Source organism: Microcoleus sp. N3A4 (genome assembly GCF_036701805.1).
Taxonomy (GTDB): domain Bacteria; phylum Cyanobacteriota; class Cyanobacteriia; order Cyanobacteriales; family Microcoleaceae; genus Microcoleus.
In genome coordinates this window covers 92,291-116,727 of record NZ_JAUBRJ010000006.1, presented here as the reverse complement: position 1 = coordinate 116,727, position 24,437 = coordinate 92,291, and the positions used below count along the sequence as shown (strand labels likewise).

General features: G+C 48.2%; 22 protein-coding genes. 10 read left to right on the top strand and 12 right to left on the bottom strand.

What is annotated here, in order from left to right; all coding sequences use genetic code 11:
• The first annotated feature begins 489 nt into the window (after positions 1–489).
• From QUA56_RS05595 to nadB, 3 genes are all read left to right on the top strand, one after another.
• Positions 490–1,479, top strand: a complete 990-nt coding sequence (locus QUA56_RS05595; RefSeq protein WP_333354343.1) for an adenylate/guanylate cyclase domain-containing protein — start codon at positions 490–492, stop codon at positions 1,477–1,479.
• A 251-nt stretch (positions 1,480–1,730) separates the two neighbouring features.
• Complete coding sequence (psbU, locus tag QUA56_RS05590) at positions 1,731–2,165, top strand: photosystem II complex extrinsic protein PsbU (protein WP_333354340.1); 435 nt, start codon at positions 1,731–1,733, stop codon at positions 2,163–2,165.
• Between the two features lie 342 nt (positions 2,166–2,507).
• Entirely contained in the window at positions 2,508–4,160 is a 1,653-nt protein-coding gene (gene nadB, locus QUA56_RS05585) for an L-aspartate oxidase (protein WP_333354337.1), read from the top strand.
• A gap of 10 nt (positions 4,161–4,170) precedes the next feature.
• Here the strand turns inward: nadB and QUA56_RS05580 are convergent, their stop codons facing one another.
• Positions 4,171–4,431: a hypothetical protein gene (locus QUA56_RS05580; protein WP_333354335.1), complete on the bottom strand. Its 261-nt coding sequence runs from the start codon at positions 4,429–4,431 to the stop codon at positions 4,171–4,173.
• 589 nt (positions 4,432–5,020) lie between these two features.
• Positions 5,021–7,156, bottom strand: a complete 2,136-nt coding sequence (locus tag QUA56_RS05575; RefSeq protein ID WP_333354332.1) for a CHASE2 domain-containing protein — start codon at positions 7,154–7,156, stop codon at positions 5,021–5,023.
• Positions 7,157–7,270: 114 nt separating this feature from the next.
• On the opposite strand from QUA56_RS05575, the gene QUA56_RS05570 reads away from it, so the two are divergent.
• On the top strand, positions 7,271–7,576 hold the full coding sequence (locus QUA56_RS05570; RefSeq protein ID WP_333354329.1) for a hypothetical protein: 306 nt from the start codon (positions 7,271–7,273) through the stop codon (positions 7,574–7,576).
• Between the two features lie 444 nt (positions 7,577–8,020).
• Here QUA56_RS05570 and QUA56_RS05565 read toward each other — a convergent pair whose 3' ends face one another.
• Together QUA56_RS05565 and btpA are read right to left on the bottom strand one after the other, a co-directional pair.
• A complete protein-coding gene (locus tag QUA56_RS05565) occupies positions 8,021–8,944 on the bottom strand; it encodes a vitamin K epoxide reductase family protein (RefSeq protein WP_333354501.1) in 924 nt (307 codons plus the stop codon).
• Positions 8,945–9,058: 114 nt separating this feature from the next.
• Entirely contained in the window at positions 9,059–9,943 is an 885-nt protein-coding gene (gene btpA / locus QUA56_RS05560; protein WP_333354326.1) for a photosystem I biogenesis protein BtpA, read from the bottom strand.
• Positions 9,944–10,108: 165 nt separating this feature from the next.
• On the opposite strand from btpA, the gene QUA56_RS05555 reads away from it, so the two are divergent.
• A complete protein-coding gene (locus QUA56_RS05555; protein ID WP_333354323.1) occupies positions 10,109–11,092 on the top strand; it encodes a GDSL-type esterase/lipase family protein in 984 nt (327 codons plus the stop codon).
• A gap of 266 nt (positions 11,093–11,358) precedes the next feature.
• Here the strand turns inward: QUA56_RS05555 and QUA56_RS05550 are convergent, their stop codons facing one another.
• From QUA56_RS05550 to def, 4 genes are all read right to left on the bottom strand, one after another.
• A complete protein-coding gene (locus tag QUA56_RS05550; RefSeq protein ID WP_333354499.1) occupies positions 11,359–12,411 on the bottom strand; it encodes a Gfo/Idh/MocA family oxidoreductase in 1,053 nt (350 codons plus the stop codon).
• Between the two features lie 298 nt (positions 12,412–12,709).
• Positions 12,710–14,053: a PrsW family glutamic-type intramembrane protease gene (locus QUA56_RS05545; protein ID WP_333354321.1), complete on the bottom strand. Its 1,344-nt coding sequence runs from the start codon at positions 14,051–14,053 to the stop codon at positions 12,710–12,712.
• Positions 14,054–14,230: 177 nt separating this feature from the next.
• Positions 14,231–14,431, bottom strand: coding sequence for a hypothetical protein (locus tag QUA56_RS05540; RefSeq protein ID WP_281363548.1), 201 nt, complete (start codon positions 14,429–14,431; stop codon positions 14,231–14,233).
• Positions 14,431–14,991 (bottom strand): peptide deformylase, encoded by a 561-nt coding sequence (def, locus tag QUA56_RS05535; RefSeq protein WP_333354318.1) that lies wholly within the window; start codon positions 14,989–14,991, stop codon positions 14,431–14,433. The genes QUA56_RS05540 and def overlap by 1 nt, the downstream gene beginning before the upstream one ends.
• A gap of 101 nt (positions 14,992–15,092) precedes the next feature.
• Here def and QUA56_RS05530 point away from each other — a divergent pair, with 101 nt between their 5' ends.
• Positions 15,093–15,605 carry a DUF1648 domain-containing protein gene (locus QUA56_RS05530; RefSeq protein WP_333354315.1) on the top strand — a complete coding sequence of 171 codons (513 nt, stop codon included), beginning with the start codon at positions 15,093–15,095 and terminating at the stop codon, positions 15,603–15,605.
• 240 nt (positions 15,606–15,845) lie between these two features.
• On the opposite strand, the gene QUA56_RS05525 is transcribed toward QUA56_RS05530, so the two are convergent.
• Positions 15,846–16,301, bottom strand: coding sequence for an aspartyl protease (locus QUA56_RS05525; RefSeq protein ID WP_333354312.1), 456 nt, complete (start codon positions 16,299–16,301; stop codon positions 15,846–15,848).
• A 64-nt stretch (positions 16,302–16,365) separates the two neighbouring features.
• Positions 16,366–16,821, bottom strand: a complete 456-nt coding sequence (locus QUA56_RS05520) for a retroviral-like aspartic protease family protein (RefSeq protein ID WP_333354309.1) — start codon at positions 16,819–16,821, stop codon at positions 16,366–16,368.
• A gap of 120 nt (positions 16,822–16,941) precedes the next feature.
• On the opposite strand from QUA56_RS05520, the gene QUA56_RS05515 reads away from it, so the two are divergent.
• From QUA56_RS05515 to QUA56_RS05505, 3 genes are all read left to right on the top strand, one after another.
• Complete coding sequence (locus QUA56_RS05515) at positions 16,942–18,237, top strand: pentapeptide repeat-containing protein (protein WP_333354306.1); 1,296 nt, start codon at positions 16,942–16,944, stop codon at positions 18,235–18,237.
• A gap of 84 nt (positions 18,238–18,321) precedes the next feature.
• A complete protein-coding gene (locus QUA56_RS05510) occupies positions 18,322–18,456 on the top strand; it encodes a hypothetical protein (protein ID WP_333354302.1) in 135 nt (44 codons plus the stop codon).
• Positions 18,457–18,527: 71 nt separating this feature from the next.
• The gene (locus QUA56_RS05505; protein ID WP_333354301.1) at positions 18,528–18,707 is read left to right on the top strand and encodes a hypothetical protein; all 180 of its coding nucleotides are present in this window, start codon (positions 18,528–18,530) and stop codon (positions 18,705–18,707) included.
• Between the two features lie 146 nt (positions 18,708–18,853).
• On the opposite strand, the gene psb35 is transcribed toward QUA56_RS05505, so the two are convergent.
• Complete coding sequence (gene psb35, locus QUA56_RS05500; protein ID WP_333238084.1) at positions 18,854–19,066, bottom strand: photosystem II assembly protein Psb35; 213 nt, start codon at positions 19,064–19,066, stop codon at positions 18,854–18,856.
• A 211-nt stretch (positions 19,067–19,277) separates the two neighbouring features.
• Between psb35 and QUA56_RS05495 the strand changes: the two genes are divergently transcribed.
• Positions 19,278–22,313, top strand: a complete 3,036-nt coding sequence (locus QUA56_RS05495; RefSeq protein WP_333354298.1) for a glycerol-3-phosphate acyltransferase — start codon at positions 19,278–19,280, stop codon at positions 22,311–22,313.
• 229 nt (positions 22,314–22,542) lie between these two features.
• Here the strand turns inward: QUA56_RS05495 and QUA56_RS05490 are convergent, their stop codons facing one another.
• Positions 22,543–24,273: a chemotaxis protein CheB gene (locus QUA56_RS05490; RefSeq protein WP_333354294.1), complete on the bottom strand. Its 1,731-nt coding sequence runs from the start codon at positions 24,271–24,273 to the stop codon at positions 22,543–22,545.
• Between the last annotated feature and the right edge of the window lie 164 nt (positions 24,274–24,437).

Here is a 24,437-nt window from a genome sequence, read left to right as displayed (position 1 = left end):
AAAAATATCTCAAATGGGTTCTATAGAACTTCCTCTGAAAGATTAACTATGGATAAGTGTAGGAAAGTATTTGCCGATTTAGTCCAACTCTCGGTTTGAGCCGAAGAGCCTTTTTTCAGTTTTTTTCTGCCCCCTCAGCATAAATAAAACTTGGCTCTGGGTGCGCTAGGCGACATTAGGTAGAATATTGGGTAGATAGTTATATTTTTCGCAACAAGCAGCAAATTTAACTCCCCAAATACATCTTTGGCGTGAAAAATATGACAATTTCGCTTATGATCGAACCATAACTACCTTCGCTGGCGATCGAATTGTGGTTCGGCAATCCTGTATGGTTTGGTGCATCGACGATCGACTAAACAATTTTTAGATTTGAGAACAGCCGATTTGAGGTTTTTTAGCAGCAATCTCAGTTATAAGCCGCGCGGTAAAGTTAAAATTTAAAGTTTAAAACCTCAAATCGGTTGACTTGATGTCGTTTTTAGGGCTGTGGTGACTTTGCAAGCCAATCCACATTTGGTACTTCGTACAGAGAAAAGCGGCAATCGCTACTTGCCGCTCTCCGGCAGCAATTGCTGGACAGTAGGGCGGAGCGATGACAATAATTTTGTACTGACCGATCGCTGGATTTCCCGTAATCACGCGATGTTACAGCAAATGGAGACAGGAGAGTTCTATCTGATCGACTTGGGCAGCCGCAACGGTTCCTTTGTCAACGGGCGGCGCGTCAGTATTCCTGTCACTCTCAGAAATGGCGATCGGATTATTTTCGGTCAAACCGAATTGGACTTCTACAACCCAACCGCAGGCTACCGGCACGATCCCATACACGAGACAGACTCTGAAGATTTTACGGCGACTTTGACGGTGCGGAGCCTGATTAGCGTCATGGTAATGGACATCCGAGACTTTACAGTTTTGACTAGGCAGCTAGACGAAACCCTGCTTTCAGAAGTCATCGGCAATTGGTTCCGCAAAGCAGGACAGATAATTCGCGAACACGGCAGTTGGGTGGACAAATACATCGGCGATGCGATCATGGCCGTCTGGTTCCACAAAACCAGCGGTGTCAGCAGCGAGGAAATGATGCGGATTTGCCAAGCTTTGAGCGAACTGCACAAGGCAACAGACGAACTCAGCAGCCGTTACCCCCTGCCTTTTCCTTTGCGAGTCGGGGCCGGAATCAATACTGGTTATGCAATGGTGGGAAATTCTGGCAGTAGCGACCGATCGGACTACACCGCCTTGGGAGATACTGTAAACGCAGCATTTCGCTTGGAGTCTTGCACTAAGCAAATCGGCAAGGATATCGCTGTGGGAGAAACAACCTATAAATACCTGACGGAATTGGGGGCCCAGGACGCTTTCGAGCAGCACACCGTTGCTTTGAAGGGTTACGACACTCCCAGCGTGACTTACGGCGGTACTTATGCTGACTTGAACGCTTTTCTCAAAACCAGAGGAGAGAGTTCTCGATAGCTAGACAATTCGGTGCGGGGCAAAAAATTAACCCTGAAAAATGGAAGTCCCAGTTTTAAATTTGCAGCGCCTTCGATCGACTTGCCTGCGATGCCTAGACTTCGCTTATCATATATCGTTCGTGGTGTCAAGAGCTAAATGTAAAGTTTATAACAGCCGTCTAGCTGTTGCGGATTTATCTGAAAAACTGCATAAGCAAAATGGTAGTCTCTACATAAATGCTGTGTATGAAATTTGGGAGACAAAACTTCATGAAACGATTGGGTCGTCTATTGGCAGTATTGGGCTTAGTGCTGGGCTGCTTTGCATGGGCTGGAGACCAAAGCGCGATCGCGGCCACCTTGAGCCGTATCGTCTTGCCATCATCCTCGCTCATAGCCGTTGAAGCTCCCGCTAGAACCAATCGCGCCGATGACAAGCTTGCCACAGAATACGGCAAAAAACTTGATTTGAACAACAGCGCGGTCCGGAACTTTCGGGAATTTCGAGGGTTGTATCCGACTTTAGCTGGATTAATTATTAAGAATGCTCCTTACGAAAAAGTTGAGGACGTACTCAACATTTCAGACTTGACGGAAGCTCAGAAAAAGGTGCTGCAAGCTAACATGGACAAATTCACCGTAACTAATGTCGAATCAGTCTTTATTGAAGGAGACAACAGGTTGAATAATGGTCTCTACGACTAGGTAGCAGCAGGCCTCATTTGAAGGCATTCGGCATTTGGCAGAAGGCATTCGGCAGAAAGAAAAGATTTTTTTCTACAGGCTGATGACTTCTGCCTTTAATTTCTGGAGACTTACTTTCAACCACCATTCGGCAAAAACCGACCAAAATTCCCGAGATTGAAATAAGCGGGTTCCCCAGATTCATCTGTAGACTCAATTCTTTAATCTACAATCTAAAATATAAAATCTAACATCGATCGACTGCCATTAGTTTAAGTCCCCAGATTCATCTGTGGAGTCAATTCTAAAATCTAAAATCTAAAATCTAAAATCTAAAATCTAAAATTGACTGGCGGCAGACTTATGACTGACAAATTTGACGTATTGGTGATAGGTGCTGGCGCGGCCGGTTTGTACACGGCACTTTGCCTCCCAGAGCATTTGCAGGTGGGCTTGATCAATAAAAATACCCTGCCTGTTTCTGCTAGTGATTGGGCTCAAGGAGGGATTGCTGCGGCGATCGCCCCTGAAGATTCCGCAGCGCTGCACATTCAAGATACACTGGCTGCCGGAGCCGGTCTTTGCGATTTGGATGCGGTGAAATTTTTAGTAGAGGAAGCCGCAGCTTGCATTGACTCCCTGGTCAAAATGGGCGTTGCATTCGATCGCACCGGCCCAGATTTAGCCCTCACCCTAGAAGCCGCCCACTCCCGCCGCCGAGTTCTCCACGCCGCCGACACTACGGGCAAAGCCGTGATCGGTACGCTGACAGCAAAAGTATTGAGTCGCAAAAACATTCAACTCGTATCCCCTGCTTTTGCTTTGAGTCTGTGGCTAGACGAAACCGGGCGCTGTCAGGGCATTAGCTCGATTTGCGGCTCGCAAGTCAAGTGGCTGCGGGCCCAGGTTGTGGTGCTGGCGACAGGCGGCGGCGGACAGGTTTTTGCTCAAACGACCAATCCGTCGGTAAGTACCGGGGACGGGGTGGCAATTGCGTGGCGCGCCGGGGCGCTGCTGCGAGATTTAGAATTTGTGCAGTTTCACCCGACGGCGCTGAGCACTGCGGGCGCGCCTCGGTTTCTCCTTAGCGAAGCGGTGCGGGGAGAAGGAGCTCATTTAGTTGACAGTAAGGGATATCGCTTTGCTTTTGACTCTCACCCCAGCGGGGAACTCGCCCCTCGGGATGTTGTCAGCCGCGCTATTTTCCGCCACTTGCAGAAGACGGGAGAACCTCATGTTTGGCTGGATATGCGCCCGATTGCTGTCGATCGACTGCGCTACAGGTTTCCGAATATTATTCAAGTGTGCGCTGATTGGGGAATTGATATTTTTTCCGAACCGGTGCCGGTGACGCCCGCCGCCCATTACTGGATGGGAGGGATTGTGGCTGACAAGTTTAACCAAACTTCGATTCCGGGTTTGTACGCGGTGGGAGAAACTGCGAGCACGGGGGTACACGGCGCGAACCGGTTGGCGAGCAATTCGCTGCTGGAATGTCTGGTTTTTGGGGCGCAGATGGGACTTTTGCAGGTAGAAGGTGGAAAGCCCGAGGCATTCGCAGATGAGTTCGATGCAGGGGAAATCTTGGAAAAATCCATTTGTGCCAACGACATTGAGGCGATCGAAAAGTTGCGGGTCGAATTGCCGAATTTGGTGTGGCAGAGTGCGGGAATTTGCCGGGGACAGCGGGATTTGGAGAGTGCGATCGTCCAAGTTGACATTTGGCGGCAAGAATTTGCTTCGTTGGCTTTGAGTCAAACGCTTGATAATTTACGGCCCGGACAAATGATTGATTTTTCGCCTGCGGATGCCCAGAATAGCTCGATTTTGCGAAATTGGGGAGAAGTGGGCAATTTATTGGACATCGGCTACTTAATTCTCAAAAGCGCTGCGTTTCGCACGGAAAGCCGCGGCGGTCACTACCGAGTGGACTATCCCCTCACCGAGCCAGATTGGTGCAGGCATACTTTAATTAACCAATGCAATTGGTACAAATCTGGGCAAATAGAAAATTGAAAAATTGGGGTCAGCGCGTCCCCGTACCGTCACTTTTGGGGTTCCCGTTCGGGTCTGGTTCGTATTTTTTGGGATTATTTGGAACTCTAGATGTTGGTGCAACCGTCAAAACTGTGGAGGTCGATGGCGTTCCGCCCCGCAAGCTACGGTCTTTTGTTAAGTTGGTGGTTGAGTTGGTTGCAAGTCGAGCCGCGTTTGCGGTGCCGACTGTATTCAGTTGCAGGCAGGCAGCCAGGGTTGCCGTTGTTGTAAGCTGAATCAAAGTACGCATAGTATTCACAGCCTTATTCAAATCACCGTAGTAGATGCACATCCTTACCAGCTATTATATCGATCAATTTCCGTACTTCCACTGATATCTTTATATTTCCTTTAATTAACTTTCCTCAGTTTACGTAAACTCTTTTAAGTCAAGGCTTTTCGGCGATTTTAATTTAGTCTCCGGTCTCAGGTTTTGATTTATTAATATTTTGTAACATTTAGATGAGACGGCAATTTGCTCTCATAAATTTTAGATTTTTGTAAGTCTATCTAATGACAGATGACAGACGATCTAATTTTATAATATAGAGTTTTAAATTTTAGATTTTAATACTTCGGACATTTTTTTGAACGGTTTCAAAAAGCTTACAGGGCTTACGGTTTCTGGAGCGAGCTATTTTTTCAAAGTTTGGTGTACGCGGGACGCCTGAAAAGAATATCGCCCGGACGGCTGAATTAAGGTTTGAGGTATAAAAATTGCTCAAATTTTGTCCGAAGTATTGAGATTTTAGATTAAAGAATTGAAGAATTGGGAATAACTTATAAAGCTCGCGGTTTGGAGCTTACCTACAGTTGCATTATTTTTAAACTGGTATTAATTAAAAAAATTGATATTGATTTTTTCCGCCTTCCTTAGCACGATACATGGCAGCATCAGCATTCTTGACTAAAATCTCTGGATCTTGACCGTCAATGGGATACAAACTAATGCCAATACTTGTAGTAACAGAAACTGTATGTTCTTCTAAAAAAAAAGGCTGCATGATGGCATCGCAAATTTTTTCAGCCACTTTCGCAGCTTCCTCGCGACCGGGAATTGCGGGCAGAATGACTGTGAATTCGTCACCTCCCAACCGCGAGATAGTATCGCTGCCGCGCAAGGATTTTTTGAGCCGACTGGCAACTGTTTTTAAGAGCAAATCGCCCACATTGTGTCCGAGAGTGTCGTTGATTGACTTAAATCCATCTAAATCTAAAAACAGTAAAGCTACCAATTCCTGATTGCTGGATGCTTTTTCGAGAGACTGATCCAAGCATTCGTAAAACATTTTGCGGTTGGCCAAACCAGTGAGAGCATCGTGATCGGCTTGGTGGCTGAGTTCAGCATTTTTTTGTTCTAGGGCATTTTCCCGGAGTTGACGCTCGGTAATATCTCTGATCGCTCCGACTAAAAATAGGTTGCCTGCAGCATCTTTATGCAGGGATCTTTTAGTCGCAATCAGATGCGTAATTCCGTGAGCGTCAGTAAAATATTCTTCATTTTCTCGCGGCTGGTGAGTTTGCAATACTAATTCGTCTTCCTGCCAAAATATATCGGCTTCGGCTTGGGGAAATAAATCGTAATCTGTGCGGCAGGTTAAAATTTCTAAAGGATAGCCGATAAACCGACAATATGCCTGATTCAAAACAACGCAGCGGTGATTTCGATCTTTGACAAAAATCGGGTCGGGAATTGTATCGATTAGCGATTGTAAAAATTCTTTAGAGCGTTTTAATTCTTCTTGCAAGTGAGCTAGATAACCCACAACTGCGGCGCCAGAACCCAAAAGACTGAGGATTGGAGGAATTAACGGCAGCCACCAACCGGCTAAAAATGCTAAGTATAAACTGGCACTCAGACCGAGACAGATACTTGACAAACAGCAAGCCGATCGACCGAGCGATCGCAACTTCCAGCTCACACTTGCTCCCGCCCAAGACCACAATAAAATCCACAGCAACTCCGCAGCCTCTGGCCAGACATTGATACCCCCCCGCCCGTCAAGGGCAGCACTTAAAATTTGGTTCAAGAAATGAGCCTGAAGTTCGACTCCCGGTACTTGCTCGGGAGGACCAAACAAACCGGAACTGTAAGCATTTTGGTAAAAGTCTTTGAGGCTGGGGGCATTTGAGCCGATCAAGACAGCGCGCGATCGCACAAAATCAGCAGGTACTTTGCCAGAAAGCACGTCGCTCATCGATGCAGTGCGAAAACTGCCTCGCGGGCCGCGCAGGTTGGTCAAAATTTGATAGCCGCGGCTGTCCGATCGAACGTAAGCACCGTCATTCGGTTGAAAAGGCCGAAAAACCCCCTTGCCTAACTGCAAGTATTTAGGATTGGCTTTTGCTGGTTCAGGGGAAATTTTTTCGCTTTCGAGGTAAAGCAAAGCCAGTCTGAGAGCGAAGCTTTGATGAGTTTTGCCGTCTCCTGGCCAACCGTAGAGCACAGTTCGGCGCACTTTTGAGTCAGCGTCGATGACAACGTTGTTGAAACCGATTCGATCGAGCTTGTCAAGTACCGGAGGTGGCCGAACTCCGAACCTGGTTTCGTCTGGCATCAACTCAATGCCGATTAAGTTGGGAATAGTTTGAAAAGTTTTGAGCAATTCGGCGTTACCCGGTTGAGTTGGCAAATCTCGGTAAACGTCGAGGCCGATCGCCCGCGGCTTGCCAGCGTGCAATTTTTGCAGCAACTGGGCCAATACAGCATCCGAAATTGGGTAGCCGTATTTTTGCAAGTCAGCTTCCTTAATTTCTACAATGACGATGCGCGAGTCAATTGGTTCGGCCGGCCGCCAGCGCACAAAGTGGTCGAAAGCAGCCCATTCCCACACCTGCAAAAATCCAAACCAGCGCATTACAATCACCGTACCGGCAACTGCACTCGCAGTAATCAATACTCGGCGTTCTCGATCGAGCCATTTTTTGAGAGTTTTTAGCATATTTTGGGGATTTTTGCCTCGCCCTTTGAGCATCTAAGCTACTACTACATATAGCTTTTACATCTCCGGGGCGATCTGCTCAGTCGATTTGAGATTTTAGAATATCCACTTTTTTGGTTTATCGGTGCGGGCGAGTCGATTTGAGATTTGAGATTTTTAGATTTTTCGGTGCGATCGGGCTGCAACAGCAGAAACCGGGTTTCTCAACCAAATTATGTCATTTCAACAATGAGTCTGGAAGCAGAAATCCGGTTTCTTGAGTTTTTGTGTATAGCAGAAGGAAGAAGGCCCTTCAACTCCCTTCGGCTCCGCGATCGGGCAAGTCGCGAGCGGGTAAAAAGAAAGAAGTTGTTGCGATCGACCGAAATGGTTTCAGCAATTAAGAACCTTCTCAACATCTGGTGCGGTTGCGATAGAGGTTCTTGGGTAGATGAGGTACATAATCAAACTTAAAAAGCTTCGCAACACTGGTTTCGGCGTATTAGATTTTTGCGATCGCCACTATATACCTAGTTATGATATCAATTCCGGTTACACCGTCCGTGATTGTTGACTGTTGACTGTTGACTGTTGACTGTTGACTGTTAACTGTTAACTGTTGACTGTTAACTGTTGACTGTTAACTGTTAAAAATCTCAAATCTCAAATCGGTTGACTGTTGACTGTTGACTGTTAAAAATCTCAAATCTCAAATCTCAAATCTCAAATCGGTTGACTGTTGACTCGATTTTATGATTCCGATGCAACCGGAAACGATATGACTAATTTTTTATTGATTATAGGTGCAAGATTTTAGATTAATTTCGCAGCACGAAACCACTATCAACTAAGCTAATAATCGGGTTTTTTTCTGGCAATCAACCTAAAATCTGCGATCTATAATTTCTAAATTTTCTATCAGTTTTGAAAGTTTCGCGGGCCGGTGTAACCCGAGAACTCAGCGAGTTTCTCCAAAGATTGCGTTCCCGAATAAAACTGACCTTTAATCTCCCAAGTCGGGAAACCTTTAACATTCGCAGCAGCAGCTTGGCAAATTTCAGCGCGGGAATTTTGCCCCCTGGGATCGCATTCAAAATAATCAATTATTTTGGCGGCTTCTTGGCCGAACAGCATTTTTTGGTCGTGGCAGTGGGGACACCAGTAAGCACCGTACTCTTTAGCGCCGATTTGTCGGAGGTGGCGGGCCAAAGCAAGTTGTGCCGGCCCGGAGGTTGTAGTGACCGCAGGGGGTACAATTCCGGGGGTAGAGACAGAAGCAGCAGGCGATCGCACGCTGTTGTAGAGTCCCAAAGCGCCGATCGAACTCACCATTGCCACCAAAATGCCTGTAAACACCAACTGTCCGATATCTTCCCACTCGCGCCCGACTAGCACCAGCACAAACAGCGACAGCGAAAATAAGGCAGAAGTGATGCAGTAAATGCACAGTTCCTGAATTTCAAAAGCCATCAAATACATCAAATAGCTGCTGAAAATTACCATCGCAGCGGTGATGATAAATAGCGCTTGCCAAGTTTTGTTTTCTAGTTGAGAGTGCAGTCCTTTCTTGGTGTCGGGATTTACAGCTTTGGGAGCGAATGCCAGGATTGCTATGCTCAGATAAGCCAGACAGCCTAACAAACTTAAAGGCACTGTGCCGCTTACTGTCGCGTAGGGACTGTTGAGAACTTTGTCGCAGCCGCTGGTGGGACAAATGACTGAGCCTGTCGTGAATTTAGCGATCGTCAGATAGGCCGTTTCTACGACGCCGATGGCTGCGATCGCTGCCATCACAGTCCTAGACCAGCGATGAATCCAAGGGGTTGAACGTCGGCGAATCATTTTTTGATTTGGTAATTTGGGAATTGGGAATTGTTGACTGATGACTGTTGACTGTTGACTGATGACTGTTGACTGCTGCCAACTGACTACTGCCAACAGTCAACAATTCCCATTTTACGTTTTACTTGTGACTTTGCCCGGTTCCGGTGTTGGCCCTCTTAAGCCATTAGCGTCTCTGTTTTCCTGTTCGCGTTTCTGTGACAAGCTGCGACGGGTGGCTTCTACAAACTGACTGACACGGATCGGATCGATCGGCTGCTCGATGCGGCCGTTTCGCTTCAGGGAGCTCGATACAATAACACCGTCAGCGGCCTGCATAAGGGTGGAAATGTTTTCCCACGAGGCGCCGCTGCCGATGAAAACTGGAATTCCCAGCGCTGCTGCACTCGCGAGTTCTAAGTCTTCGAGATTGGGAGGGCTGCCGGTTGTCCAGCCAGAAAGGATCACGGCATCGGCTAAAGCGCGCCCGATCGTCTCTTGGACGGCTGTGGTCAAGTTGGGGCTGCCTAGGGGTCGCCCGTGCTTGACTAACACGTCTGCTAATATTTTGACATCGCTGCCCAATTCCCGGCGGTAGCGCAGTAGCTGGTGAGCTTGGCCTTCAATTAAGCCTTGATCTGTAGCCATGATCCCGTTGAGGACGTTGACGCGGATGAATTGAGCTCCCGTGCAGGAGGCGATGGCGATCGCGCTGTGGGCGTCGTTTCGCAGCACGTTAACGCCGATCGGCAGCGTCACCAGATTTGTTAGCCTCTCGACTATCAGAGTCATCGCACTTACCACAGCCGGATCTACGCTGTCTTTGGCAAAGGGAGCGTCGAAAAAGTTCTCGACTATGATACCGTTTGCGCCGCCAGAAGCCAGCGCTGTAGCCTCTTGCTCGGCTCTTCCGATAATAGCTTTGAGGTTCCCACCCCAGCGGGGAGAAGTTGGCAAAGGCTGTAAATGTACGACACCGATTATGGGATTCGGCGTTTTGAATATTTGTTTTAAGTCCACGGGTTTCCTGAAACCACCAAGTTCACTGACGGCTGACGGCGGATTTTGACGGTATATTCTAGAATTCTATATCCACGGGGGCGATTCGGATGAGTCAATCGCGCGGCAAAGTTGCTAAAACCCCGAATTCAGCAGCAGTTTTTCGTTTTCGATCGAGGTTAATTGTTGAAAGTTGTTCTCATAATTTTGGCTGTCACCGCAGGATTGTGGGCAGCAATCGAAGTGCTGCTGCGGGTGCTGCTGGGTTTTGGCAATCCCTTGATTTACATTGCCGATCCCGAGTGCGGCTATTTGTTGGCGCCAAACCAGAGGGTGCGCCGCTTGAGCAACCGGATTGAGATTAACGAGTATTCGATGCGTACCGGAGCGATCGACCCCCTCCCTAATCCCTCAACTCTGCGCGTCTTGCTGTTGGGAGATTCTGTCGCCAACGGCGGTTGGTGGACACATCAGACAGATACCATCTCCGAAATTCTGGCTCGGCAGTTGAGGCTGCAAGTACAGAATCTGGCGAGCGATGCACAATTAGCTTCAAAAGTCAACTATTCAGATTTTGAAGTTCTCAACGCCTCAGCCAATTCTTGGGGGCCGAGGAATCAACTTGCTTACGCCAAGCGGTTCGGTGTTTTTGGGGCAAAGGCTTTGGTGTTGCTGCTCAATACGGACGATTTTTTTGCATCCGCTCCCTGTGGGGAGGTTGTGGGGCGCGATCGATCTTACCCGGATCGCAAACCCCGATCGGCCACACTAGAGTTATTGAGCCGCTACCTGTTACCTGCGCCGACTCGCCAATTAGCAGCACCCGGAGCCGAAAGCCCAGATGTAGTCGGCTGCAACTTAGAAGCTATTCGCCAAATCCAGAAAATAGCTAGATCCGCCAACATCCCGTTTTTGCTTGCGGTGACGCCCAAGCTGGGCGAATTCGGCGACCTGGGCCCTCGCGACTGGGAAGTCAAGGCTAGAGAGCGTCTCGCCGAACTCGTGGAAACAGAGAAAATTACTTACATAGATTTTCTTCCCATTTTCAATTGTGCGGCGCAAATTCCAAGTTTGTATCGAGACAGCATTCACCTGAGCCCTCAAGGAAATCAGCTAGTTACCAAAATCATCAGCCGTCAAATAGTCGCTCTTTTTTGGCATAAATCGTGATTTCACCCAAAGACAGATAGTTGCCCCCGACTTAGGTTGTGGAGAGCAAAAAAATTTAAACCTTAGTTCAAGCCCCCAGATGAATCTGTGGAGTCAATCTAAAATCTAAAATCCTTTGACTGAGGGCTCACCGGACATCTCACGCCGAAGTCTCAAATCTCAAATCGACTGATATCGAATCCGGTTGCGCGGGAACAGTTACCCTTTTCAACGAACAACAAACCCAAACTGTAGGAGCACCCGGAAACGACATGATTTGTCTCGATTTAGCTAACTTGCAAAGTAGACTCTAGCTCTTTCGGATACCAAGCTTGACCGTCGAGAGCCATTTGCTCGATCGAACTCGCAAGCCGCAGAGCTTTGAGAGCTTGTTCTCCTCCCACAGAAGGCTGATTTCCACCCCGCACGCAATTAATAAAATGCTCCAATTCTGCGTGGAGCGGTTCAATATTGCTGGTGTAAACTTTCTCGATCAACCCATCTTGACGGTAAAGCACCTGACCGTAATCCGTCACGTAATTGGCGGTTGTTTGCCGGTGAATCAAGATTTCGTTGTTGAGAAAATCTGCCTCTGTCAGAGAATTCTTGCAGTGAGCCGCGATTGAACGGAGTTTGCGGTGCGTCACCTTACTGGCAGTCAGGGTGGCGACAATGCCGTTAGCAAAGTTCAGCGTCGCTGTCACGTAGTCTAAATAACCTGAATCTGAGGCCCTGCTGCCGCTGGCCGTCAGCTTCACCACTTGCGAATCTGCCAATTCCAGGAGCAAGTCGATGTCGTGGATCATTAAATCCAAAACTACCGATACGTCGTTGGCCCGCTGGGAATAGGGACTCATCCGGTGAGCTTCCAATGCCAGCAACTCTTCAGTCTTCAGCACTTTGCCGAGTTCCTGAAAAGCTGGATTGAAGCGCTCGATGTGACCCACTTGCAAAATCCGGTGGGCCTCAGCAGCCGCATTCACCAAAGATTCGGCTTCGGCAATGCTAGCCGCGATCGGCTTTTCAATTAAAACGTGAACTCCCGCTTGGAGACAAGACATCCCCACAGCGTGGTGCAGGCGAGTTGGAACGGCGACGCAAACTGCATCTACGTGGGCGAGCAAATCCCGGTAGTCTTCAAAGAAGCGAACCCGGTATTTGCTTGCTACATCAATTCCCCGCTCTACATTTATGTCTGCAACACCCACGAGCTCGATATCTTTCAGCAAGCTCAGAACTCGCGTGTGGTGCTGGCCCATATTGCCAACCCCAATCACCCCAATGCGGAGGGGTTCGGGTTGACTTCGCTGGGCGAAAACGTTTGCGTATCCCAATGACATCCTATCTAGCACTCCTGGATTCTCCTCCACCACAGGAATCAAGCCCGTTGGCTTCCCTAAGCTACTCACAGCCATCCAGATAGTACCACAGTCAAACTATTTGTGAAGAATTTCTAAGAGAAGGCAGACGGCAGACGGCAGACGGCAGACGGCAGAAAACAGACGGCAGACGGTAAAATTTCTAGGAATTACGTATTGACAAGAAATTCCATTTATGATACCAGAATTAGGTGATTAATGTCGATCGCCTCAAAATTGCCAGATGAAGGAAGCAATCTTAAAATTCAAAACTTGTCTCCTACCTTCTACCTTCGGAAGATATTCGAGTTGCAAAATTTTGCGATCGATTGGGAGAGAGAGCCCGGGCTTTCAAAATCGCTGCCACCAAAAACGCATAGGACAAAACTCCCACCACAGCCAGTAAAAGTACGCTAGCGGCTCCCGACGCATTCCACAAAGCGTGAAGGGCGGAAGCGCTGAAATAGCCTACGCCCAAAATTTGCCATCGCTTCCTGGGTTTGAGGGCGCTCAAACCGATAAAATATCCCAAATAGCCGCTGTAAGCCATGTGTCCTGCAGCGACACCCAAAATTCGGGGAATTAGCAACTGCAACCCTACTAATTCTCCGACTTCTGCCCCTGCTTGCAGGGTGACATTTTGGATAACATTGGGAACGTACTGCCCCAGAGTTTCTAACAGTGTAAAGCCCACTGCGGAGGCACTTCCTAACAGAATTCCGTCTAAAGGTTCCCAAACGCCGATGCGATCGCGCCACGGATTTCGCAGCCAATTTCCCAGCAGCATCGCTCCCAAAACGGGCAGGGCTTTCAGCAATTCTTCCATCAGACCCGCCCCGAAAAACATTCGGATTAAAAAAGGCAAAAAACTAATTTCCTCGCCTTCTGATGGCAGGCGGCCGGGCAAAATTTCTCTAAATACTAATATAAATCCAATTAATAAGGGGCTTCGCAAGATCAGGACTGTAGCTAAAGCCGAACCAAGCAATACCCACCAAGGTTTGTGTTTGCCACACAGTTGATATATAAAGTAGTAAGCCGCACCGGCGATGTAAGCTGACAGCAGCAAGTTGAATGCTGCAGAATTTCCCACGGCGACAAACATGGACACCACAAAAATGACTGTGGCAATACCTGGATATAAGTAAGCTTTTTGGCTTAATTGTTTGCCCGTCGAAGCGATCGGGAATAATTGAGTTAAAGTGAGAGTGTCTTTTTCACTAGCTGCAAAATTGCCGATTTTTGCTGCGGGGAATTCGGGTTTATTTTGGGGAGGGGTTACGGGAGATTCAAAGATGAATTCAGGGCCGTCAAGGCCGAGACTGATGCGATCGCCTGTTTCTAAAATTTGGCAGCCTAGCAGCTTTTTCCCGTTGATATAAGTTCCGTTAGCGCTGTTGAGGTCGCAAATTTCCCATCTCGTCAAAGTACCCTGAGTCAGGGGACGGACTGCGGCATGGCGGCGGGAAACCATGCCGTGGGCGATCGACTCTAAAGTTATTTGACAATTTCGATCGCGTCCGATCGCCACTTCCCCATCTTCAGAAAGTTGGTACTTGGACGCTGGCGCTCCCGCAGCGCCTTGGGCTGGCACTTGTTGCAAAAATCCTATTTCATTAGTCATGAGTTATTAGTCATTGGTCATCAGTCATGAGTCATTGGTCAATAGCTCGCGAGCTATTAGCTGATGTTATTTATCCGCAATTTTGAGGCCACAGTTATTGGTTGTTAGCTGCTGACTAATGACTAATAACTGCTGACTAATAACTGCTGACTAATGACTAATGACTAATGACTCTGCTTATAGATTTGCTCTGGCATCCTGAACGGCTGCATAGAAAAATATGCCTGTTAGCGGTACGCTCAGGGCGAGGATGATGCCGGTGACTAAATTGCCGAGTTGAGCTTCTCCCGAGGATAGCTCAAAGATGGAGCCGACTGCCGCGATCGCAGCGATGCACGAAAGAGCCAAGAGTAAACTACTTTTAGGAGTTCCTGCCATCATACTGATTTTACTGCCTTTGGCGAAAATTTGTGTTTGACTAATTCTTCAGTTAGTGCCAGTTTGTTTTCTACTCTGTCTACAAACAGCACTCCGTTGAGGTGATCCATTTCGTGCTGAATTGCCCTTGACAGTAACTCTGTCGCTGTCAGGGTTTGCGGGCGGCCGTATTCGTCGCGATAGGACACTTCAATGACTTCTGGACGTTTGACCTCTAAATAGACTCCCGGAATGCTCAAACACCCTTCTTGCAGGATGCAGATATCGCTGCTGCTACTTTTGATGGTAGGGTTGATCAAAACCATTGGGGGTGTTGCGGGGTTTTCCGGGTCGCAGTCGAGCACGATTACTTGTTTGTGGACTCCGACTTGGGGGGCAGCCAAACCAATGCCGTCGGCACTGTACATGGTTTGCAGCATTTCTCGGACTAGCTGCCGAATTTCTGCATCGACGCTTTTGACGCGCTTCGCTGGCTGCCGCAGGACGCGATCGCCTAATGTGTGTATTGTTAGGGGCGGTTTTTCTAACTTTTTCTTTTCAACCAAAACCTGAGCCGTCATAAAACCTCGCGGGATGTTTGGAAACCCCCAACGAAAGCTGTTGGGGGATGAAATTGGAACCAATACTATTATTTCCAATCTTAATATAGTTTTAAGTAGCCATGACTGGAAACGCACCAAACCAACGGCCGGTTATTTCTCTGGGACTTTCGCCTGTTTTAGTGGCGGTAGATATCGCGGCGGCGATCGCGATTTTGCTCGCTGTTGTGCCGATCGTACAGTTTTGGACGGTTTTGCCCGATCGAATTCCGATTCATTTCGGCTTGGGGGGGCTGGCTGATGTTTGGGGCGACAAGGTGACAATATGGATGATGCCGGCGGTTGCTACAATTATTTTTGTGGTTTTAACTGCGGTATCGCGCTATCCGCATACTTTTAACTATCCGGTACGGATTACTGAGGAAAATGCGCGCCGACAATATCTGTTGGCGCGAGGCCTTTTGGCTTGGCTGAAGGCGGAGATTTGTTGGCTGTTTGCCTTTGTGGTGCGGCAGCAAATTCTTGTGGCTTTGGGCAATGCTCCAAGGTTGAGTGTGGAGTTGGTTTTGGGGATAATTGTTTTGATATTTGTGACGGTTGGCGTGTATTTGCTCAAGGCTTATTTGGCTCGCTAGATGTATGGTAAAAAACTTACATCGACCCAAAAACAAAGTTTTGTGGTATGAAAATTTTTCACCGCCGATGATATTATGTCCCCTCGAACAAATCAAAGAAAATTCGTTTGTAGTGAGGATTAGTCCTCAAAGTTTATGAGGACTCAAGTCCTCAGTACAAACATTTTTGATGGCGGGTAATTGATTGCATATGATAGGAATCACAGGCGAGAGGTTTGTACTACGGTAAACGCCGATCGACTAACCCATCAGATATGTTTGCTGATTGTTCATCGGCAATACTCGCAACCGTCGATTTTTTAAATCTGGTTCTAAGCCTAGTTCTTCCATTGGAATCACGCCCAGCAAAACAGCGGAAACGCCTTCGGGCAATTCTAAACAATCAAATCTGCCTTCTCTCCCCTCTACAATAATTTGAGCGTCGGCAAAAATTCGACCCTTTTTTATGCCCGCTGATGTTTCTACATCTCTTTCTCCTACTTGTATTAAGCCTAACTGCCTAATAATGCGAGCTGGCAAGGACAGCAGAGTTGCTCCCGTATCGACAACAACGTTATCGAGGGAAACAGAGCGGACTTCCTCAGCAGAAATAAATCCCCGTTCAGCCATAACTCGATCGATGCGATTCGTGACGGCGATTGTTGTGAGAACTTGACCCATTTGTTTGCTTTGAAGATTGGGGAGTACGAGTGTCATAATTATGTTACCTATTTGAGTGCATTTTATGGTACATTTTCGATCTATTTCGTCCGGTCGAATATTAAACCATCAGATATGTTTGTTCTTCATTCATCGGCAATACTCGCAGCCGTTGATTTTTAAAATCTGGTTCTAAGCCTAGCCTTTCCATCGGAATCACGCCCAGCAAAACCGCATCAACTCCTTCGGGCATTTCCAGGCAGTCAAACACTGCTTGTCGCCCTTCAACTTCAAGCATAATATCTTGAAAAATCCGCCCTTTCCTCACCCCCGCAGCAGTTTCTACATTGGTTTCTCCAAGTTGGCTCAAACCTAACTGGCTGATAATGGAAGCTGGTAAGGCAAGCAGAGTGGCTCCGGTATCTACTAAAACTTTATCGAGAGTTAATGAACGAATTTCACCCGCAGGAATGAACCCACGCTCAGCTAGGACTTGATCGATGCGATTCGTTACGGTGATTTTTGTAAGAACTTGACCCATTTGTTTGCCTTGCAGATTGGGCAGCACGAGTGTCATATTATGTTACCTTTTTGAGTGCAATTGGTGGATTTTTCTATTTTAATGCTATCTAGAATTGTCCGGGGTTGGTTAAAATTGTGTTTAGTGACCAGCCACAGTTAGAATTTGCCTCAACGCATGACACCAGAACCAAACTCTTCTCAACCCAATCCTCCTGAGTCGAACGTGACTGTACAAAGTCTTAACGGTGCGAACCCTACTGTGCCACCTGAACCAGCGACAATCGTCGCTACTGCTAAACCGGAAAAACCGCTGCCGCCAACGCCTCCAACTCGCAAGGTTTTATTGTCGCCTCCGCCTGCACAAACGACTCCTGAGAAGTCGGGGTCGGTGCTGACTCTGGGGTCGATCGTAGTGATGATTTTTGGACTGGCCAATGACAATATTTGGCTGGGCTTAATTGGTGCCATCGGTGCGATCGGGATATCGCTGCGGCTGATGTGGCCGAGTTGGGGCAAAATCTGGGCGCAGGTAATCCCGCCGACTTGGCGCACCCTGATCGTCTCCTGCTTCGGGCTTTTAGCTGGGATTGTTGGCTTGCTGATGCTCAGCGGTACTAATACTGAACCGGGAAGCCGCAACATTCAAATCAACTGGGACGCCATCGGCGCTCTCGGCGAGTTGATCGGCGCTTTGGGCCAAATTTTGATCGCAATTTTGGGCGTTTACGTGGCTTGGCGGCAGTACGTGATCTCGAAAGATTTGACGATTCAACAAAATCGAATTACGCAGCAGCAAACGATCGATGCTTATTTTCAAGGGGTTTCCGATTTAGCCCTTGACGAACAAGGGTTTTTGGAAGACTGGCCGCAGGAAAGGGCGATCGCCGAAGGCCGCACCGCTGCGATTATGAGCAGTGTAGATGCTGAAGGTAAAGCTAAAATTCTCCGGTTTTTGTCGCAGTCGAGATTGGTGACTCCTCTGAAGCGCGATCGGCTTTTAGGCCGCCCCATCCTTGACGGCGACGGCGGCTACGCTGAAGACAGAGAGCACGGCATCCGCGTCATCGATTTAAACGTCATGTTAGCTGGTGCTGACCTCGCCAGCACCGACTTGCGGTGGACGGAATTGAGCGAAGCCAACCTTGTCCGGGCAAATCTCAGCAAGTCCGATTTAGTGAAAGCCAACCTCTCGCGCGCTGTCTTGTACGACGCTAATCTCGCTCGCGCCGACATGAAAGCCGCCATATTATTTTACGGCTCGGCAGAAACTGCCTCTCCCCGCAGCCGTACCGAATTTCCCAACTATCAAACTGGCGAATATACCGGCGCCGTGATTGAACGCGCTGATTTCACCGCTGTCAAGCGGCTGTCGGAGGAGCAACGCTATTACTGTTGCGCTTGGTGCGGCTCGAAGTCGAGAGATACTATTCCCGGCGGGTGCGAAGGCATTCCCAATAAAATCGGACGTTAAAATTAGTAGGATTGCTGTACTTACGTATATATTTTGGAGGGCTGTACTTGAGTTTTAAATCAATAGTCTTGCGCTGTTTTAGCCATGACAAATACTGATTTACAGCTAGAATCAAGTCCGCCCAGGGCGTGGAACCAAAAGCAGGGATGGATGAATTTTTGTCGCTGCTATGTGGTTTTTGAGCCGGTCGATAATTGCGATCGGGATGCAGATAATTGATCCTTTAGTCTGCCATAACCCTTGAGTACGATCGAACTAAACCCAGCTAGCCGTTGAGCTTGAGCCATATTTTGAAAACCATAGTTTCGGTATTTATTGTCCGACACGCCAGCCACGCTTTTCGGCGGCCGATGGTACGCCAGCCCGGTCGAATCGCGCCAACGGTCGCCTTCTTTGAGCTAGCTGGGCACAAGGTCGATCGCACTCCTGAGCGAGCTAGGTGGTTATGGCGCACCTTACCGATATTGTAGATTTTAGATGAGGGATTTGAAATTTATAGGACTTGTGCAAAAACTGGAAAAGTGAACCCTTGAAATTACGGAGATCCGGCTGGCAATGGCCGAGTTTTCTCATTAATGCACAAGTCCTGCTTTTCTGCGTCTAAAGAAACTTTGTTTTATTTACGTTTCGAGTCAGAAACATCAGCAATCAAATCGTCTTTATCAACTTTCGGAACAAAATCAGGGCGTTCTTTGGATTCCCAACCGGGGGGACGCTTGGAGTTGTACCAGGCGATCGAGCCGATCGTAACTGCGGCAACAAAGCCAACACCAAGAACTGCTATTGGAGCGGTCAAGCTGACACTTGATTCCGGCACTGGCTGCTGCATCAGCAGATCGATCGTTACTCGCTTGATGGGTGCAACAAGAACTGCCATGAGAGCGGTCAAGCTGATATCTATCATTAGGCTAAATCCTTATCTACTCTACTTTTACATTATCTTAAGTGCTAATGCCGTTTTGTTGATATATCTGAAGACAGAAAAAGTGACAGAATTGCCGCCATAATGGTTAGAGGTTGAAAATAGGAGAGCTGATTTTATGCCGTTGGGGACAATAGCATTGCTGTTGGCTGCTAGTTTCAGCCTGGGTGCTTTACCGCTAACGGGATGGGCGGTGCGAGTCTTTACCCGCCGAGATTTGAGGGCGCTGGGTACGGGGAATGTTGGGGTGTCGGCAGCTTTCATTCACGGGGGGAAATTAGCGGGAATTGCTGCGGTGTTGGCGGAAATTGTCAGGGGAATTACTCCGGTTTTGGCGGGGCGATTTTGCTTCCCGGATGCACCTGCGATCGCGATCGCGCTGTTAATTCCGCTAGTTGCGGGCAGATATGCGATCGCCCGAGGTGGAGGCGTGACCAACGCTGTTTGGGGTCTTTTGGTATTTTCGCCGCCGGTGGCTGTTTCATCGGGCATTTGGGGGCTGCTGGTGTGGGGTTTGGCACAGCGCTGGTGTGGTGAGGGCGATCGGGCGAGACTCTTTGCTTCCCGTTGCGGGTGTCTGTGCACGCCAATCTGGGTTTGGGTGTGGCGACAATCTTTGCCCGAATTTTTAGCAGCAGCAGGATTAGCCTTTTTACTCTTCACAATTAGTCTTCGTCAGGGTGATGATATGGCTTTATCTAAATCAGAGCAATTGTTTTCTCTTGATGACTCGCTAGATGCTGCAATCTGTGGGGATAAAGCTGCTAAATTGTCTCAACTGAAACGAGCAAATTTTAACGTACCTTCCGGTTGGATATTATCACAAGAAGCGGGCATCGGGCATCGGGCATCGGGCATCGGGCATCGAGGAAATAGTGATGAATTGTCAAGTCTTGATGCTTTAATCCCAAAGATAAAATCTAAAATTCGCGATCGCATAATAGTTCGCTCTTCTGCTGCGGGAGAAGACGGCGATATTAGTTCCGCGGCTGGACAATATCAAACAATAGGGCCTGTTTCCACTGAAACAGAATTAATCGATGCCATTAATCGCTGTCGCGAGTCTTATTGGACTTCCGAAGCAGTTGCTTACCGCCGCCAGCGACAACTTCCAGATACCCAAATGGCTGTATTGATTCAACCTTACATTAACAGCAAAATTGCGGGAGTCATGTTCAGCCGCAATCCTTTAGATGGCGGTTCCCAGATTATTATAGAAGCTTTGCCTGGAGGTGCTGAATCTGTTGTCGGCGGACAAGTTACTCCGGTTCATTTAGAAATAGATTTTACTGCAACTGAAATTTTAGAAAAAAGATTAATCGAACTAGAAATAAATTCAATATTTGACAAGGTAATTATAGCAGAATTAGTAAAACAAGCGCAAGCAATCGAAGCATTTTTCCACGGAATTCCGCAGGATATTGAGTGGAGTTGGGACGGTGAAAAAGTTTGGATTTTGCAAAGCCGCCCGATTACAAATTTACAGCCGTTTTGGACGCGCACTATTGCAGCCGAAGTGATTCCCGGTGCAATCCGCCCCCTAACTTGGTCGATTAACCGGCCGCTGACTTGCGGGGTTTGGGGAGAAATTTTCAAGGTGGTTTTGGGCGATCGCGCCAGCCATTTAAACTTTAACGAAACTGCTACTTTGCTGGGTTCTCACGCCTATTTTAATGCGACTTTGTTGGGTGAAATTTTTCGGATGATGGGATTGCCGGAGCAGGGTTTGGAATTTTTACTCAGAGGGCAAAAGATGGGCAAGCCGCCTTTGGGGAAGATTTTGCCTTCTTTGCCCGGTTTGTGGCGTCTGGTGCAGCGGGAGAGGGCGCTGAATGCAGAATTTAAGGGCGATCGTACTTCTATTTTCCTCCCCGCACTGCAAAGTCTGGAGAAGGAAGGCACGACACGGATTTTGACACGGATACACGGATTAATTATTGAGGATGAGTCAAAAGGAATATTAATGCCCAATGCCCAATTCCCAATGCCCAATTCCCAATCCCTAATTCCCAATGCCCAATGCCCAATGCCCAATTATCAATATTTAACGGAATTGTTGGAGAGAGCGGAGCAAATTCAGGAGTGGCTAAAACCGATTACTTACTACAATATATTAGGGCCGATCGGGCTGGCTATTCGCAAAGCAATTTTTCGCGTTTCCGATGAATGGCTGGACAATGACAGCGCTCCTGAAATTGCTTCTGTGCGAGCTTTGCAGCAGTTGGCTCATAAATTGTGGCAAGCTGCTGTTTCGCAGCCTGACGAAACTGTTTCAGTCGCACATTTAGCACAGACATTTGCGGAAACTCCGGCTTTACAAGCTGATTTTGAAAAGTGGCTTGATATTTACGGATATTTGAGCGAAGTGGGAACCGATATCGCTGTTCCTACTTGGCGAGAACAGCCGGAAATTTACCAAAAACTGCTAATAACTATGGCTCAAAAAGCCGAAAATAACTTAGTTGAAAAGCGGAAATTAGGCTTGACTTTTGGGCAGAAGTGGCGGCTAGATAAATGTCAGGCAAGAGCGATCGTCAAAAACGAGATTAGCGAAATTTACGCGCGGTTGTTGGCTCACCTGCGCTGGACTTTTTTGGAGATAGAAGCTTGCGGATTGGCCATGCAGGTGTTTCAGGAAAGCGGGGATATTTTTTATCTGGAATTTGGGGAAATTCAGCAGTGGATTCGCAGCGGTGCAAGTGTTTCGTTTAAGGATACAATTAGGGAAAGGCGCGATCGCCTGGTAGCCGATCGCGATCGCCCGATTCCCGCTGTAGTCTACGGCAATTTGCTGCCAAATTCTCAGAAAAGGTCGATCGAACTTGGCACATTCGCAACTAATATCATCCAGGGAATTCCCGCAAGTATTGGCCGTGTCGAAGGCTTTGTCAAGATTTGCCGCACCGCGAGTACAGATTTAGGAGAAAATGCGATCGCAGTAGTTCCTTACACCGATGCAGGTTGGGCACCGCTGCTATTAGGAGCAACAGCAATTATCGCTGAAGTTGGCGGCCAACTATCTCACGGAGCAATAATCGCTCGCGAGTACAAAATTCCCGCAGTTATGAATATTTCTGAAGCTACCACTCGCTTGCGAGACGGTCAAAAAGTGCGAGTAGACGGGTATCTCGGCACTGTGGAATTGCTGGAATAATTAGGAACAGGCAAGATGCCTGTTCCACAAAGAGTTGATTTCTTGTGGAACAGGCATCTTGCCTGTTCCTAAAACGATTATTGAAATTAGTAACAGGCAAGATGCCTGTTCCACAAAGAGTTGATTTCTTGTGGAACAGGCATCTTGCCTGTTCCTAAAACGATTATTGAAAATGGTGCAACATCTCAACAATCTCGTAAACCCGCCCCCACCCCACAAAACAGCTTTCCTAAGCCTTTAAGAAATTCTGGACAACATAATTCCCCACATTTCTACCAGAACTCAAACCATCTACGTTAGCACTCATGAAATGAATGCCTCCGTAAAGGCGACTCATGCCCGCATTGTCGGCTGCTTCGCTAAAATTTTCAAAAGTTCGCAAACTATTGACAGACTTATCTCCCTTGTCCCCAAAGCCAAAATCCGAACCAAATACAGAGCTTATAACTGCATCTGCAGCACCGCTAAAGGTACTGTGCCCCGACGTGTACTCAGGAAATGGCGGAGTAATTAGCAGCGGAGTCCACAGGGGGTCGGCGGTGGTGTTCGGGTTGTTGTCTTTGTCAGCTTGGCGGATAGCTGTCACCGGCCGCCACGAGTTGTACTGGTACTTACCATCCCAGGAAACAATAGCTGCATCGGCCAGGGCAATATTTAACAGGGCGAACAAGCGGGCGTTATCTTCTAAGGATGTACCCGCTAGGCTGGCTGCATCTTCGGCGATTTGGTTCCAGTGGCCGGGCGGGGTGAACGTGCCTGCGCCATCTCCCCAGAATTTGGCGATCGCAGTTTGGTCTGGCGTGCGCGTCAGACTGTCGATTTTGCCGATTTCTTTGACGTAGTTCAATTCCTCGGCGTACTTGGCGCCCTCAAGGGCGGGCGGGCCCGACGTGCGAAACTGAGAACCGCTAGTCATAGCAAAGGGAGTAACGCCGGGCCACTGCGGCGCCAGCCCTACAGCAAAAGCGGGGGGAGTCGGCGTCCAAAGGCCGGGGTCGGTTGAGGGGGTGTACGGCACTTCTTTCGCGCTGCCGTCTGTACTCCGGGAACTGATAATTTGGTCGGCAACTTGCTGTCCGAGGACGATCCCGTCTTGTTTGGCTTTGCCGTCGGTAATTTTAGCTAAAGACGATGCGTATGCTTCGTTGAATGTGGCTGCTTGCGCTGGGTAGACGTTGACTAAGACGCGGTGGGCGGCTGCGGCGGTGGCAGCTTCTGCTGATGTACCTGCGGGTGGGTCTATTTCCACGAGGTAAGGGGTGTATTTTTTGCTGATGGAGTTAACAGCATCGTAAACGGCTGCGTGAACCATTGCCATGTTGCGGGAGGCGAGGGGAGGCGCGGTATTGCCTGTCCGCACTGCATTCAGCATGACTCCGTTCCAATCGAGAACGGGGTTTCCCGATAGGTGATTTGTGAAGTTGTTGCGATCGATCGTGCTGCTGTTGACTCCTGGCAATACTGCTAAATATTCGCCCGTGAGTTTGTCTTGAATTACGGTGCTGTTGCTGTTGACTCCGGTGCCTTGCTGGATGTTTAAGTCTTCAAAGCTGAGACCGTCTAGCAATCGAATTTTGTCATTGCCACTGCCGAAGTCGGCGATGTAGTCGGCGGCAGCTATAGTTTGGCCGCCGCTGCCTTTAGCAATGGCAAATATATCATCGCCTGTGCCGCCGGTGATGGTATCGTTACCTGCGCCCGCGTAGATGAGATCGTTCCCGGAATCGCCATTAATTAGGTCGCTGCCTTTGCCTCCCCAGAGGATGTCGTCGTCTGCACCGCCGGTGATAGTATCGTTGCCTTGGTCGCCGCAGATTTTGTCTTTACCTTGACCGCCTTCGAGATAGTCATCTCCGCTGTTGGCATAAATTATGTCGTTGCCATCCAATCCGTTAAATCTGTCTGGTTGGGTGGTTCCTTCGAGATAGTCAAATTTAGGACTAGGGGTCAGGGATGCCATGTTTATTTATTGGATATTTTGATTAAAGCGCAAAGGTTCGTACCGTCTGTAGATGCTTAGGTGTGTTTACCCCTGATTTAATAGTATTAAACTTTCTGGTTGATAAGTAAACGCCACAACCAAGCTTTATTTAATATTTAACGGGCTTTTTATGAAGTTTTGCG